At 70.7% G+C, this 13,977-nt stretch carries 15 protein-coding genes; 9 read left to right on the forward strand and 6 right to left on the reverse strand.

The window, feature by feature from the left end; genetic code table 11:
• Window positions 1-26: 26 nt before the first annotated feature.
• The 4 genes from MFF24_RS00415 to MFF24_RS00430 all read left to right on the forward strand — a co-directional run bounded on the left by MFF24_RS00415 (window position 27) and on the right by MFF24_RS00430 (window position 4,634).
• Window positions 27-1,238, forward strand: coding sequence for a putative DNA modification/repair radical SAM protein (locus MFF24_RS00415; RefSeq protein WP_238221572.1), 1,212 nt, complete (start codon window positions 27-29; stop codon window positions 1,236-1,238).
• Window positions 1,238-2,674 (forward strand): UdgX family uracil-DNA binding protein, encoded by a 1,437-nt coding sequence (locus MFF24_RS00420; protein ID WP_238221573.1) that lies wholly within the window; start codon window positions 1,238-1,240, stop codon window positions 2,672-2,674. Before MFF24_RS00415 ends, MFF24_RS00420 begins: the two co-directional genes overlap by 1 nt.
• A gap of 175 nt (window positions 2,675-2,849) precedes the next feature.
• Window positions 2,850-4,022 (forward strand): zinc-dependent alcohol dehydrogenase, encoded by a 1,173-nt coding sequence (locus MFF24_RS00425; protein ID WP_231346813.1) that lies wholly within the window; start codon window positions 2,850-2,852, stop codon window positions 4,020-4,022.
• 36 nt (window positions 4,023-4,058) lie between these two features.
• Window positions 4,059-4,634, forward strand: coding sequence for a cyclase dehydrase (locus tag MFF24_RS00430; RefSeq protein WP_238221575.1), 576 nt, complete (start codon window positions 4,059-4,061; stop codon window positions 4,632-4,634).
• A 188-nt stretch (window positions 4,635-4,822) separates the two neighbouring features.
• Here MFF24_RS00430 and MFF24_RS00435 read toward each other — a convergent pair whose 3' ends face one another.
• Together MFF24_RS00435 and MFF24_RS00440 are read right to left on the reverse strand one after the other, a co-directional pair.
• Window positions 4,823-6,436 (reverse strand): DUF2336 domain-containing protein, encoded by a 1,614-nt coding sequence (locus tag MFF24_RS00435; RefSeq protein WP_238221577.1) that lies wholly within the window; start codon window positions 6,434-6,436, stop codon window positions 4,823-4,825.
• On the reverse strand, window positions 6,433-7,539 hold the full coding sequence (locus MFF24_RS00440; protein ID WP_238221579.1) for a transglycosylase SLT domain-containing protein: 1,107 nt from the start codon (window positions 7,537-7,539) through the stop codon (window positions 6,433-6,435). The genes MFF24_RS00435 and MFF24_RS00440 overlap by 4 nt, the downstream gene beginning before the upstream one ends.
• 177 nt (window positions 7,540-7,716) lie before the next feature.
• Between MFF24_RS00440 and MFF24_RS00445 the strand changes: the two genes are divergently transcribed.
• Together MFF24_RS00445 and MFF24_RS00450 are read left to right on the forward strand one after the other, a co-directional pair.
• A complete protein-coding gene (locus MFF24_RS00445; protein WP_238221581.1) occupies window positions 7,717-8,355 on the forward strand; it encodes an aldolase/citrate lyase/malate synthase family protein in 639 nt (212 codons plus the stop codon).
• Window positions 8,356-8,392: 37 nt separating this feature from the next.
• Entirely contained in the window at window positions 8,393-8,980 is a 588-nt protein-coding gene (locus MFF24_RS00450; protein WP_238221583.1) for a glutathione S-transferase family protein, read from the forward strand.
• Between the two features lie 165 nt (window positions 8,981-9,145).
• Here MFF24_RS00450 and MFF24_RS00455 read toward each other — a convergent pair whose 3' ends face one another.
• The 3 genes from MFF24_RS00455 to MFF24_RS00465 all read right to left on the reverse strand — a co-directional run bounded on the left by MFF24_RS00455 (window position 9,146) and on the right by MFF24_RS00465 (window position 10,782).
• Window positions 9,146-9,427: a hypothetical protein gene (locus MFF24_RS00455; protein ID WP_238221585.1), complete on the reverse strand. Its 282-nt coding sequence runs from the start codon at window positions 9,425-9,427 to the stop codon at window positions 9,146-9,148.
• Window positions 9,428-9,578: 151 nt separating this feature from the next.
• On the reverse strand, window positions 9,579-10,187 hold the full coding sequence (locus MFF24_RS00460; protein ID WP_238221587.1) for a flavin reductase family protein: 609 nt from the start codon (window positions 10,185-10,187) through the stop codon (window positions 9,579-9,581).
• A 7-nt stretch (window positions 10,188-10,194) separates the two neighbouring features.
• Window positions 10,195-10,782: a nitroreductase family protein gene (locus tag MFF24_RS00465; RefSeq protein WP_238221589.1), complete on the reverse strand. Its 588-nt coding sequence runs from the start codon at window positions 10,780-10,782 to the stop codon at window positions 10,195-10,197.
• Window positions 10,783-10,928: 146 nt separating this feature from the next.
• On the opposite strand from MFF24_RS00465, the gene MFF24_RS00470 reads away from it, so the two are divergent.
• Complete coding sequence (locus MFF24_RS00470) at window positions 10,929-11,849, forward strand: RgsD C-terminal domain-containing protein (protein ID WP_238221591.1); 921 nt, start codon at window positions 10,929-10,931, stop codon at window positions 11,847-11,849.
• Window positions 11,850-11,855: 6 nt separating this feature from the next.
• Entirely contained in the window at window positions 11,856-12,248 is a 393-nt protein-coding gene (locus tag MFF24_RS00475) for a hypothetical protein (protein ID WP_238221593.1), read from the forward strand.
• 6 nt (window positions 12,249-12,254) lie between these two features.
• On the opposite strand, the gene MFF24_RS28765 is transcribed toward MFF24_RS00475, so the two are convergent.
• A complete protein-coding gene (locus MFF24_RS28765; protein ID WP_283214466.1) occupies window positions 12,255-12,386 on the reverse strand; it encodes a hypothetical protein in 132 nt (43 codons plus the stop codon).
• A 125-nt stretch (window positions 12,387-12,511) separates the two neighbouring features.
• On the opposite strand from MFF24_RS28765, the gene MFF24_RS00480 reads away from it, so the two are divergent.
• Window positions 12,512-13,906, forward strand: coding sequence for an aminotransferase-like domain-containing protein (locus MFF24_RS00480; RefSeq protein WP_238221595.1), 1,395 nt, complete (start codon window positions 12,512-12,514; stop codon window positions 13,904-13,906).
• Window positions 13,907-13,977 lie beyond the last annotated feature (71 nt).

The raw sequence follows: 13,977 nt of genomic DNA on the forward strand, positions 1-13,977 counted from the left end.
GCGCGGCTGCGTTCATCTTCCGTTCGATGGACGACAAACTCGCGCGCAAGCTGCGCATCCTCGCGGATGCCGCCAAATACGACGCCTCCTGCGCGTCCTCCGGCGCGCCCAAGCGCAAGGCCGGGGCGGACGGGCTCGGTTCGACCACGGGCGCCGGCATCTGCCACGCCTACACGCCGGACGGGCGCTGCGTTTCGCTGCTCAAGATCCTGCTGACCAATTACTGCCTGTTCGACTGCGCCTATTGCGTGAACCGACGCTCCTCGAACGTCGCCCGCGCACGTTTCTCGGTCGAGGAGGTCGTGACGCTCACAATCGAGTTCTACAAGCGCAACTACATCGAGGGGCTGTTCCTCTCGTCCGGCATCATCCGCTCGCCCGACTACACGATGGAGATGCTGACCCGCGTCGCCAAGAAGCTCCGGCGCGAGCACGGCTTTCGCGGCTACATCCACCTGAAATCGATCCCCGAGGCGAGCCCCTGGCTGATCGAGGAGGCGGGGCTCTACGCCGACCGTCTCTCGATCAACCTCGAACTGCCCACGGAAGCGAGCCTGAACCGCCTCGCCCCGGAGAAGGACGGCGCGGCAATCGAAGGCGCCATGGGCCAGATCGGCGAGCGCATCGTCCAGGCGAAAGAAGAGCGCCGCCGCTTCTCGCCGGCCGGGCAATCGACGCAGGTCATCGTCGGGGCGGACGCCACCACCGACGAGGCGATGATTCGGAAATCCGCGCTGCTCTACGGCACCTACGGGCTCAAGCGCGTCTACTACTCGGCCTTCAGCCCGATCCCCGACGCCTCCTCGGCGCTTCCGCCGCATGCCCCGCCGCTGCGGCGCGAGCACCGGCTGTATCAGGCCGACTGGCTGATCCGGTACTACGAGTTCTCCCCCGACGACGTGGCGGGGGCCGCCGACGATGGCATGCTCGCCCTCGACATCGACCCGAAGCTCGCTTGGGCGCTGAAGAACCGGCACCGCTTCCCCGTGGACGTGAACCGCGCCGACCGGGAGATGCTGCTGCGGGTCCCGGGGCTCGGGGCCCGGGCGGTCGATGCCATCATCAAGGCCCGCCGACACGGCCGCCTGCGCCTCGACGACGTGGCGCGGCTCACCTCGGGGCTGAAGCGGGCGCGGCCCTTCCTGATCGCCGAGGATTTCCGGCCGACGACGCTGACCGACCGGCTCGATCTGCGGATGAAGCTCGCGGAGCCGGCTGAGCAGTTGAGCCTGTTCTGATGGGAGCGGCCGCAGCGATGGGAGGGGCGCCGAGCGGCATCCATGTCGTCGGCCTCGCCCCCGGTGCGGATCTCCCCGGCTTCCGCGCCGCCGCGCGCCGCTTGATCGCGGCCGAGATCCCGCCCGAGACCATCGTCTGGCAGACGGAGGCCCCGAGCCTGTTCGGCGCCGACACCGCCCCCGCGGAGGGCCCGCCGCTGCGCCTTCCCCGCGCGGTGACCGAACTGATCCCGATGGTGGTGCCCCACCGCGACCCTGAGCGCTACGGCCTGCTCTACGCCCTGATCTGGCGAGTCCTGCACGGTGAGCGGGCGCTGATGGAAGTCCTGAGCGACCCGCTCGTCCACCGCCTGCATCGCATGCGGAAGGCGATTGGCCGCGACCTGCACAAGATGCACGCCTTCCTGCGCTTCCGCCGAGTGCCGGGGGAGGGGCGGGAGCGTTTCGCGGCGTGGTTCGAGCCCGACCATCATATCCTAGAAGCTGCGGCGCCCTTCTTCGTCGACCGCTTCCGCGCTCTCGAATGGTCGATCCTGACGCCTGAGGGGGCCGCGCATTGGAACGGCGCGCTCAGCTTCGGCCCGCCCGGCCGCCGCGAGGATGTGCCCGACGGCGACGGCTTCGAGGCCGGCTGGCGCGATTATTACGAGAGCACCTTCAACCCGGCCCGGCTCAATCTCGACGCCATGCGCGCCGAAATGCCCCGCAAGTACTGGCGGAACATGCCGGAGACGGCGGCGATTCCCGCTCTCGTGCGGGCGGCGAGTGCCCGCGCCCGGGCGATGATCGAGAAGGAGCCGACCATGCCGGCCAAGCGCGACCCCGTCCGCGCCGTGGCGAAGATGGCCCAGGACGAGCCGAATTCGCTGGAAGCCCTCAACGCGATCATCGCCCGCTCCGAACCGCTGGTGCCGGGGGCGACGCAGGCCGTGCTCGGCGAGGGGCCGGTCGGCGCCCGGATCGCCTTCGTCGGCGAGCAGCCGGGCGATCAGGAGGACCGCCAGGGCCGCCCGTTCGTCGGCCCGGCGGGGCAGCTCCTCTCCCGCGCGCTCGAAGAAGCGGGGATCGATCGGCGCGAGGCCTACCTCACCAATGCGGTCAAGCACTTCAAGTTCACGTTGCGCGGCAAGCGCCGCATCCACGAGAAGCCGACCGCCGGCGAGGTAAGCCATTACCGCTGGTGGCTCGACAAGGAACTCGACTTCGTCGCCCCCAAACTGGTCGTGGCGCTCGGAGCCACCGCGGTGCTGGCGCTCACGGGCAAATCAATCCCGATTACCCGCGCTCGCGGCCCCGCCGAGTTCGGCCGGCCGTTCGAGGGTTTCATCACGGTCCACCCCTCCTACCTGCTGCGCCTGCCCGACGAGGCGGCGAAGGCGGTGGCCTATCAAACCTTCGTCGAGGATCTGCGCCGGGCAAATGCCATGGCCGCGTGAGACGATCCCAGAGGGCGTCTGCCGGACGTACCGCGTGCTGCGGAACGATCAAATGTCGGCAGGCTCAAAGATCATCGATCGAGGTTGAAACAAAAACCCTCATCCCATGGATATCCGGGCAGCGCGTTCAAGAATCCGGCGCGGCCTGAAAAAGAATCCTTGGGAGAGAGATCCGATGAGGGCCCTCGTCTGGCACGGCACCCAGGACATTCGCTGCGACACCGTCCCCGATCCCGAGATCGAGGATGATCGCGACGCGATCATCAAGGTCACTGCCTGCGCCATCTGCGGCTCGGATCTTCACCTCTACGATCACGTCATTCCGGCGATGAAGAAGGGCGACATCCTCGGCCACGAGTTCATGGGCGAGGTGGTCGAGACCGGACGCGGCCTGAACGGCACGCTGAAGAAGGGCGAGCGGGTGGTGATCCCGTTCATCATCACCTGCGGCGAGTGCGACCAGTGCAAGCGCGGCTTCTTCTCGGTCTGCGAGCGCACGAACCGCAACCGGAGTCTGGCCGACAAGGCGTTCGGCCACGGCACCGCCGGCCTGTTCGGCTACTCGCACCTCACCGGCGGCTATAGCGGCGGGCAGGCCGAATATGTCCGCGTGCCGTTCGCCGACCGCACGCATATCAAAGTGCCGGATTCGCTCACCGACGAGCAGGTGCTGTTCCTCGGCGACATCTTCCCCACCGGCTGGCAGGCGGCGGTGCAGGCCGACATCCAGCCCCACGACACCGTAGCGATCTGGGGCGCCGGCCCGGTGGGGCAGATGGCGATCCGCTCGGCGATCCTGCTCGGCGCCAAGCAGGTGGTCTGCATCGACAGCGTGCCCGAGCGCCTCGACATGGCGCGGGCCGGCGGCGCCATCGTCATCGACAACACGCGCGAGAGCCCGGTCGAGCGCCTCAACGAGCTGACCCACGGCAAGGGCCCGGAAAAGTGCATCGACGCGGTCGGCATGGAGGCCCACTCGCCGCGAGCCGTCGAGCAGGTCTACGACCGGGTGAAGCAGGCGATGATGCTGGAGAGCGACCGTGCCTCGGTGCTGCGGGAGATGATCTATGTCTGCCGCCCCGCCGGCATCCTCTCGATCCCCGGCGTCTATGGCGGCCTCGTCGATAAGATGCCGATGGGCGCGGTGATGAACAAGGGCCTGACCATTCGCGCGGCCCAGACCCACGTGAACCGCTGGACCGACGACCTGCTGCGGCGGATCGAGGAGGGCCAGATCGATCCCTCCTTCGTCATCACCCACCGGGCCGGGCTGGAGCAGGGCCCGGAAATGTACCGGACGTTCCGGGACAAGAAGGACAACTGCATCAAGGTCGTGCTGCGGCCCTGACGACGGAATCGACTCAAACTCGAAAGCGGAGGTGTCATGGCCCGCGACAGCGACGGATCGAAGGGCGCGCTCGCCCGGATCGCGCCGGATTCCCGCCGACGGCCCGATCCGGCGACCGAGGGGCTCGCCCAGGGGCTCGGTTGGTTCTCCCTCGGCCTCGGTGCCGCCGAGATCGTCGGTGGAGCGGCGATTGCGCGCTGGCTCGGCAAGCCGGACCTGACGCCGGTCATCCAGGCCTACGGCGTGCGGGAGATCGTCACCGGCGTCGGCATCCTCGGCTCGAAGGATGCGACGCCCTGGATCTGGGGGCGGGTCGGGGGCGATGCCGTCGACATCGCCACCGTGCTGCCGGCCCTGGAGGCGTCCAACCCACGCCGGGGCAACGCGATGATCGCGCTGATGGCGCTGGCCGGCGCCACCGCTCTCGATGTGGTCTGCGCCCGCAACCTGTCGCAGGCGCCGCTCCGGCCCTCGCAGCGCGTGCGCCGCGACTACGGCAACCGCAGCGGCTTCCCCGAACCGCCGGAGGCGATGCGCGGCCGGGCGAGCGATTTCGAGCCGCCCATCGACATCGTCGGGCCGCAGGCGATGCGGGCCTGGACGGCGGCGTAGTCGGGTTTCCGGTCGCTCGCGTGGGACTTCGCTCCACCCCGTCATCGCGAGCCAGAGCCGAAGCGATCCAGCACCCGGCCTTTCCGGATTGTGCGGAGCCCTGGATGGCTTGCGCCGCGCTTCGCAAAGACGGAGTGGATCTGGAGGCGATCAACCCCGAAAGCTCCCTCAGTGGCGGCCCGCCGGCCTCACGCCGCGAGGCGCTGGCGCTCGCGATCCGCGCGGTAGCTGAGGATCAGATCCTCCGGGATCATCCCGGCGGCCACCGCCACGGCGATCGCGCGCGGCCGCGTGCTGCGCTTCGGTTCGACGACGATCTCGGGGATGATCGCGGGCTGGGTCTCCGGCGCGGGGCCTGAGAGCTGCCCGGTCGCCGCGGCCCGCTCAGCCAGGAAATGCGCCATGATCTCATCGGCGAGGCCGGCCAGCACGGTCTCGGCCGTGTCCGGCCCGATCTCGCCCGCCGATTCCCTCACCGCCGCGCCGATCCGCTCCTCGGGCCGGGGCGCCAGCGGCCACGCGGCGGACGCATCGGGCAGAACCGGTTCCGAGACGGAGGCGTCTGCCGAGAGGATGAGGATTTCCGACGGCGCTTCCGAGACGAACCCGTCCACGGCCTCCGGCGCCGTCAGCAGAATGGGTGCCTCGGCCGCTTCCCGTGCCTGGGCCTCGGCCTGCTCGTGCGCCAGGATGCGGGCTTCGTCCCGGGCCGCCTCGGCCTCGAAGCGGGCGAGCAGTGCCATCAGGCCGCGCGCCTCGGCGAAGGGCAGGGTCTCACAGGCGGTCAGCGCCGCCTCGATCATCGAGCGGGCCAGCCGCGGTCCGTCCACGCCGTTGCGGCCGCCATTGGCGTCGCGCCAGACGGTCAGCCCTGCCCGGATCGCCGGCAGCAGCAGCGCGGGCAGACCCGCCCGGCGGTGAAGGGCGGCAAAGCCCGCGCCGTGCGGCTCCAGCATCAGTCCGGCGACGCGGGCACGGCTGAGCCCGCTCAACTCGGCCAGCGCGATCTCGGCGAAGGGCAGGCGCAGGGAGAGAATCGCCCGCAGGATCAGCCCGGCGGTGAGCTGCTCCTGCACCCGCAGATGCGCCACGAGCCGCACGAGCTGCGCTTCCTCGGCCTCGTCGCTGAGCGCGAGGGCGGCGGCGTCGCGGGCCTCGCGGGCGGCGCGGTCGCCGCGCTCGGAAGTAATCCAGCCGGCATCCTGGCCGAAGCGCGAGAGCTGTTCGGCCATCAGCGCAACGATGGCGTGGCGCACCTCGATGGCGAGGTCGGTGCGCGTCAGCAGGGCTTGGCGCAGGTCCGCGTCGTCGCCGTGCCGCTCGACCATCCGCATCAGGGCGGCGGTGCCGATCGCGGCGAGCGGGTTGCGCGCGAGCGCGATCAGCGAGGGGGCGCCGCCCACCTCCGCCAGTGCCGCGGCGACCGGCTTCGACAGATCGGACCGGCCGGCCACCGCCGCACGGGTCTCCTCGCAGCCCATGGCGACGCAATCGACGAGATCGGCATCCATCAGCACGGGAGAGCGCGCCAGAACGAGGCAGGCGATGTCCGGCTGGTCGGAGGCCAGCGCCACGATCAGCGGACGCGGCGCCTGTTCGGAATCGGCGCAGGCCTGCGCCAGCGCCCGGCGCACTGCTGCGGCCGGATCGTCGAGCAGCGCGAGGAGCGCCGTCTTGGCCTCCCAGGCCGCCTCCGGCCCCAGGGTACCCTGGAGATAGCTGCGCGTCAGGGTGCCCGCGGCCTCGGCGCGGCGTTCGGGCGTGGCATTCTGGGTGAGGGCGAGGAATTGGCGGAGGATCATGAGCCGCTCCTGAGCCGCAAGGCGGAGGGGTCGAACAGGGAGTTTTTCGAGGCGGTGGTGCTCGGCCGGTCCGGCATCGGCCCGGCCATGAAGGTGGCAGCCGGCATCGAGGCCGTCGCTGCCGCCAGTCCGGCGGGCCGGCGCGGCGGCAGCGGCACGAGGATCGGTTCCGAAACAGAGGTGGCGTCCGTCACGCTCGCGGGCGCCGTCGCGGCAGGCGGCGCGGCCGTGCCGTCCGCCTCGCCCGATCCGTCGGAGCGCGGGAAATAGGTCGGGGCCGTACGGGCGGCGGCGCTCGCGGCGCGGTTCTGCCAAATCTTGGCGACGCCTTCCGAGATCGCGCCCTGGCGCCGGTCGGTCTGGAACAGCGAGCGCAGGCCGCCCTCCAGCGACGCGTAGGCCGTCGGTACGCTGGTCTCGGCCGTGGCGGTCGCCACCGGAGTCGCCACGCCCGAGGTCGCCTGGCTCAGGAGTCCGTAGAGTTCAGAGGCGCTGCGCGGCCGGCCGGCGCGGTCGTAGAACAGGCTGCGGTTGGCGGCGGCCGCCTCCGGCAGGTCGAGGGCGGCCGGGCGCGACGGGGTCGCCTGCGCCGTGGCGATCAGCGCGCTGGCGCCCTTCGCGCCGAGGACGTGGGCCGCATAGAGATCGCCGGCATTCGGCTCGCGCCCGAGCGCCGCGCTCAGGGCTTCGCCGTTGCGCTGCGTCAGCGCGCCGGCCATCGCTGCCGAGACCTTCGGATCGCGGCGCAGGTCGAGGATTGCCTGCCGCGCCGCCGGGTCGGCCACGGTGTAGCGGCCATCCGCGCCCGCGGTGATCGCGTCGGCGTAGGACGAGAGACCGAGCTTAGGCCCGGCATTCTTCATCACGCCGAGCCAGGTCTGCTCGATGAACTGGAATAGGCCCGTCGCCGTCGAGGTGCTTGCCTTGGCCGAGGGGTTGAGGCTCGATTCGCGCTGCGCCGTGGCGAGCAGGTAGTCGAAGCCGACGCCGCTCGTCTGCGCCCCCTCGCGGATCGCCTCGACGACCTCGCCGTTCGCCGCGGCGGTCCGCGCCGGAGCGGCGGTCTCGCGGGTGGCAATGGGAGCATTGGTGAACAGGAACATGACGCGTCCCGCCGGGACCGTCATTCGGCCCCGCGAGCGCCGACATTCCTGCGCATATGGTAAAGGAAGCTTGAATGATGCCGCTTCCAGCCCGCCGTAATCGCGAAAAGCTTAAGCTTTTCGCCCGCTTGCGGAAGGAGGAGCGGGCCGAATCCGCCGCGATCCCTCGAAGCCCACATGAGACCCGCCCCGGATCATTCCGAGCCTGACGCCGCGCGCAGCTTCGTGATCGACCCGGCCGCTGTCGAAGCGGCGCTGGCGGCGGGGGCGGATGCCCTGGTGTTCGAGATGTCACCGCCGCCGGGCGCGATCGCGGCTCTCAGGGCGCGCCGGCCGGGCCTGACGATCTACGCCGCCCTCGACACGGCCGACGACCCGAGCCTCGAAGGCCTGATGGCGGAGCGACCGGACGGCGTGCTGCTGCGCGATGCCGGCTCCGGCCGCGACGTAGCCGCCCTCGGCGGCTGGCTCGCCGTCTGCGAGGCGCTGGCCGGCCTGGACGATGGTGCGACCGTCATCCTTGCCGCCATCGGCCATCCTCTCGGCGTACTCGAGGCCCGCAGCTTCGCCGGGGCGAGCCCCCGGCTCGCCGGCCTTTCCCTCGACGGGACGGTGCTCGCCGCGAGCCTGCGGGAGGCGGGTGCGCTCGCCCAGGCGCGCGGCCTCGTCCATCTCGCCGCGGCGGCGGCGGGCGTGGCCGTCATCGAAGACATGACACTCGGCGGGGAAGGCTCACCCAAGGGACTTGCGACAGCCACGCCGGATGGCTTCAGGTGGGTCGTGTCGCGGGCCCCGGCGCCCGACGGAACCGGGTGAGGCATCCTTGCCCGCGAGCGGGACAAGAGAGGTTGGCATGCTCACCGTCTACGGCGACCGCAAGTCGGGTAATTGCCTGAAGGTGGCCTGGGTCGCCGCCCGTCTCGGGATCGATCTCGATTGGCGCGAAATCGACATCCTGAAGGGCGAGACCCGCACGCCCGACTTCCTCGCCCTCAACCCGGACGGGCGCGTGCCGACCCTGGTGCTGGAGGACGGGCGCAGCCTCGCCGAGTCGAACGCGATCATCGGCTACCTCGCCCGCGATTCCGGGCTGATCCCGGCGGATGCCTTCGCGCAGGCGAAGATGCGGCAATGGCTGTTCTGGGAGCAGTATAGTCACGAGCCCTACATCGCCGTGCGCCGGTTCCAGCTCCACTATCTCGGCCGCAACGAGGCAGAACTCGATCCGAAGCTGTTCGAGCGGGGTCACGCCGCACTGGCCCTGATGGAGGGCGCGCTGGCGGATCGGCCCTTCCTCGTCGGCTCCGATCTCAGCCTCGCCGACGTGGCGCTGGTGGCCTATACCCGCCTCGCGCACGAGGGCGGCTTCGACCTTGCGCCCTATCCGGCCTTGCGCGCCTGGATCGCCCGCGTCGAAGCCGGGCTCGGCATCACCGATTAAAGGCCCCACCGCAGCGGCCCGCTCGACTTGCCTGTCCGCGAAGCCGAGCAGGCCCGCAAGGCCGATGATGTCGAGCAATCCGTGGAACGTCCCGCGCCCGGAACGAACCACCGAGTGCCGGATCCGGTACGAGACGGGGCGCCGATCGGCGCCCCAGTCCCCATGTCAGTACCGGTAATCCCGGCGCGGATAGGCCTGTCCTGCGCCGTAGCCCGCCCCGCGGGGCTGGACACGGGAGCCGTAGTCGATTTCACGCCGTGCGCGGCGGTTGGCCAGGGCTCGTCCGGCCAGACAGCCGGCCACGGCGCCGACCACGCCGCGCTCGGCCAGATAGTGGCCGGCGACGCCGCCGATGATCGCGCCCTTGATGCAGCCTTTGGCCTCCGCCGTCCCGACGCTGAGCAGCGTCATCACCGTCAGCATCGATGCCGTCGCAAGAACTCGCATGCCGTTCCTCCCACCTCGTGGCGTGAGAAACGGCGCTGTGCCCGGTCGCGTTCCGCGCCGCCGCGGAGGCTGCACGGGCCGTTCTCGGTGAGATCGAGACCGTCGAACGACGATCAGGCCTCGGCGGCTCGGAAGGCCGTCCGCTTTACCCTCAGCCGCCACCCTTCGGCCGTCGCAGCTCGAAGCGGTTCTCGGACTCGGTGGTGAAATAGTCGAAATAGCCGCCGCGCAGGATCGGGCGCATTGCCCCCGTATCGACCCGGCCGTCCTTCACGAAGCGATCGTCGACGTAGATCGAGACCACCTGCCCGATCACCATGAAGTTCGCCGGCTCGCCGCCGCCGAGCGGCACCAGCGGAACGGTCTGGAGCCATTTGCACTCGATCGCCGCAGGCGATTCCGCGACGCGCGGCGGGCGCACGCGAAGCGAGGGCGCGGGGGTGAGCCCGGCAAAGCCGAACTCGCTCTCGCCCCGCGCCAGCGGCGCCGATGTGGCGTTGACGGCCTCGCGCAGGTCGAAGGTGGCGAGGCTGCAGACGAACTCGCCGCCCTCTTCCGCGAACGTCATCGCGTCCTTGCGGCCGGATGATGAGAACATCACCATGTCGGGCTCGCCGCCGACGGCGTTGAAGAAGGAGTAGGGCGCAAGGTTCACCCGGCCCGCCCGGTCCATGGCGCTGATCCAGCCGATCGGGCGCGGGGCGACGATGGCTTTGAGCGGATTGTGCGGCAGGCTGGGTTTATCGGCCTCGTAATGCATGGGGGCCTCAGAGCCGCGTGACGATCTGCGCGAGGTCCGGCCGCGGCCGGTCGGAGGGCACCTCCCGCGCCCGGCCGATATGGATGAAGCCGGCGATCCGCTCGGCCGGGTCGAGGCCGAGCGCGTCGAGCACCCGGCGGTCGTAGGCGAACCACTCGGTGAGCCAGGAGGTCGCGTAGCCCGCGGCGTTGGCCGCCACCACGAGGTTCATGCAGACGGCGCCGGCCGAGAGCACCTGCTCCCATTCGGGGATCTTCACGTGCGGCCCGGCGCGGGAGACGACGCCCACCACGACCGGCGCGTGGGCCAGCCGCTGCCGCTCCTGGGCGCGCCGCTTCTCATCGGCTTGCGGAAAATCCGCGAGAAACGTCCGCTCGATGAGGGCGCCGACGCGCTCGCGCGCCTCGCCCTCGATCACGAGGAAGCGCCAGGGGCTGAGCTTCCCATGGTCGGGCACCCGCGCGGCGATCGCGAGCCAGCCATCGAGGTCTTCCGGCGTGGGGCCGGGTCCGTCGAGCAGCATCGGCGGCACCGAGCGGCGGGTGCGCAGCAGGTCGAGGGTGCTTCCGTCGGCGGTGTCTCGAATCTCGGTCATGGACAATCCGCGTGCAGGGGCTGAAGGATGCGGGCATTCGCAACACGACCGCCATGCCGCCGCCACGGTCGGGTTTCAAGAGCGCGAAGGTGCCGAGTTGGTGCTTGAGATGGCCTCCGGCGAGGCGAGCGGAAGGATCGGGGACGATGGGACGCGGGTCCGCAGGCTGCACGATCATCGCCTCGGCCGTCTCCCTGGCCGCCCTCCTCACGGCCGCGCCGGTCGCCGCGCAGGCGCCGTCGCCGTTCGGGCCGGGCCTGCCCTCGCCGGGCGTGACCGGGCCGATGCTGCCCCCGCCCGCGGCCGAGGGCGAGGCGGACCTCACGCTCTCGGCGGTCTTCGTCGGCGCGAACGGACCGATCCGCTCTGGCCTGACCTGGCGCATCTACGGGGAGAATGGCGACGGCACCCGCCCCGCCATCGTCGCCCGCTCGAACGATCCCGCCCCGACCTTCAAGCTCGCGGCCGGCGCCTACGTCGCCACCGTCACCTACGGCTACGCCAGCGCCTCGAAGCGGATCACTATGGCGGGCACCGCCAACACGGATCAGCTCCGCGTCGCGGCGGGCGCGCTCAAGCTGTCGGGCGCGGTCGGCGACCAGAAGATTCCGGGCAATCAGCTCGGCTTCTCGGTCTACGTGCCGATCGGGACGAATTCGGAAGGACGCCTCGTGCGCAGCGGCATCAAGGCCGGCGAGATCGTCCGCCTGCCCGAGGGCACCTATCACGTCGTGTCGAGCTACGGCGATTCGAACGCGATCCAGCGTGCCGATCTCCGGGTCGAGAACGGCAAGGTCACGGACGCGACCATGAACCACCGCGCCGCCACCGTGACCCTGAAGCTCGTGGCCGCTCCCGGCTCCGAGGCGTTCGCCGGCACCGCCTTCAGCGTGCTGACGCCTGGTGGCGACACGATCCGCGAGGCGATCGGGGCCTTCCCCTCTGTGACGCTGGCGGAGGGCGACTACGTGCTGATCGCCCGGCATGACGGGCAGGTCTTCACCCGCGAGTTCAAGGTGGAGAGCGGGATGGACCGCGACATCGAAGTCGTCGCCAAAGGAAGCTGAAGCCCGATGCGTCTGCGCAAGACCGCCCTGACGGCCCTCCTGATCCTGTCCGGCCTGCGCGGGGCGGAGGCGCAGACCGTCGTGGACGGTTCGGAGGCCGGTGTCGGAGCGGAGGCGGCGCACACCGCGCTGAGCCTGATCGAGCAGCAGATGCGCGATCCTGAGGCTCGGGTCGCCGGCCTGCGGATCGGCCGGGCCGGGGCGCTCTGCGGCACGGTCGATGTGAGGAACCGCATGGGCGCCTATACCGGCCCCCGCCCGTTCGTCGCCGATCTCTCCGAAAAATTTCTCGGGCGCCTGCCCGAGGGGCCGGAACTGCGCAGCCCCGGCTCCATGGTGGCGTTCCGGGCCATGGAGCGGGCGCGGGCGCTGTTCGAGGCGAACTGCACTGCCGGCTGAGTCGGCTCAGGCGAACGGCACGATCAGCGGCAGCGCTAGCACGGCGCCGAGGGCCAGGACGAGGACGTCCCGCAGGCGCCGGCCGAGCCAGGCTCGGGTGCCGGGTTGGCGCGAATGGGTGTCTTCTGAAAGCGTCATGGTCTGTGTCCCGTCTCTCGGTGGCTCCGATATGAGACGATTGCCGCTTCTCCGACAGGGACGGTTGCGGTACGATTTCGACGAACTGTCCAGGACGAACGCCGGTACAGTTCGGAGGGACAATCATGACGGTGACGGTCGCGGAGCCGGCCCTCTCGCGGGTCGAGACGGTGATGCGCGCCATCGAAGCGCGGATCGAGGGCCGGGCGCTCGGACCCGGCGCTCGGCTGCCGTCGGTGCGAGGGCTGGCCGAGAGCATGCAGGTCTCCAAATCGACCGTGGTCGAGGCCTATGACCGGCTGGCGGCGCGCGGTGCCATCCTCTCCCGGCCGGGCTCCGGCTTCTTCGTCTCCGCCCGGCCGGAGCCGCTCTCCCTCGCCGCGATCGGGCCACGGCTCGACCGGGCGGTCGATCCGGTCTGGATCACCCGGCAGTCGCTGGAGGCGCGGCCGGACTCATTGAGGCCCGGCTGCGGCTGGCTTCCGCCGGATTGGCTGCCGGAGGCGGAGTTGCGTCGGGCGCTACGCCAGGTCGCGCGGCAGAGCGATGCGGTGATGTTCTACGACACGCCGCAGGGCCACGCGCCGCTCCGCCAGCATCTCGCCCTGCGGCTGACCGAGCGCGGCATCCGCGCCCATCCCGACCAGCTTGTGCTGACCGATTCGGTCACCCATGCCCTCGATCTCATCATCCGCTTCCTCGCCGAGCCCGGCGACACGGTGCTGCTCGACGATCCCTGCTACTTCTCGTTCCAGGCGCTCGCCCGCGCCCACCGCTTGCAGATGGTCGGTGTGCCGTTCGGGCCGGAGGGACCGGATCTCGCCGCCTTCGAGGCGGCGCTGAACGAGCACAAGCCCCGCTTCTACATCACCAATTCCGGCCTCCAGAACCCCACCGGCGCCACGTTGAGCCCGGTCGCCGTCCACCGCATCCTGCGGCTGGCCGAGATGCACGGCACGCTCATCGTCGAGGACGACGCCTACGCCGATTTCGAGGCCGAGCCGGGTCCGCGGCTCGCCGGCTTCGACGGCCTCGACCGGGTGATCCATGTCGGCGGCTTCTCGAAGACGATCTCGACCGGCGCCCGTGTCGGCGCGATCGCGATCCGCGACGACTGGGTCGAGCGCCTCGTCGATCTCAAGCTCGCGGTCTCGCTCAGCGACAACCATCTCACCGCGGCCACCGTCCACCGCTTCCTCGCGGAGGGCAGCTATCGCCACCACGTCGATGCCATGCGCACCCGGCTGGCGGAGGCCCGCGGCACGGTGGTGCGGCGGCTCGCCGAGGTCGGCGTCGCGGTGCCGTTCGTGCCGACGGGGGGCATGTTCCTCTGGGGGCGCCTGCCGGACGGACTCGACGCGACCGAGGTCTCCCGCCGTGCGCTCGCCCGCGGCGTGGTGCTGGCGCCGGGCAACGTCTTCTCGCTGAGCCAGGGCGCCGCCGACGCCATGCGCTTCAACGTGGCGCAATGCGCCGACCCGCGGGTGTTTTCGGAACTGGCGCGGGCGATGAAGGGATAGACGGTTCGCCTGCAAGCCGAGTCTTAAGCTTTCTCGCCTATCCCAGGACGCGCGGAGTTCAGGGACAGGCG

It is taken from the genome of Methylorubrum aminovorans (assembly GCF_022179725.1).
GTDB classification, from domain to species: Bacteria; Pseudomonadota; Alphaproteobacteria; order Rhizobiales; family Beijerinckiaceae; genus Methylobacterium; species Methylobacterium aminovorans.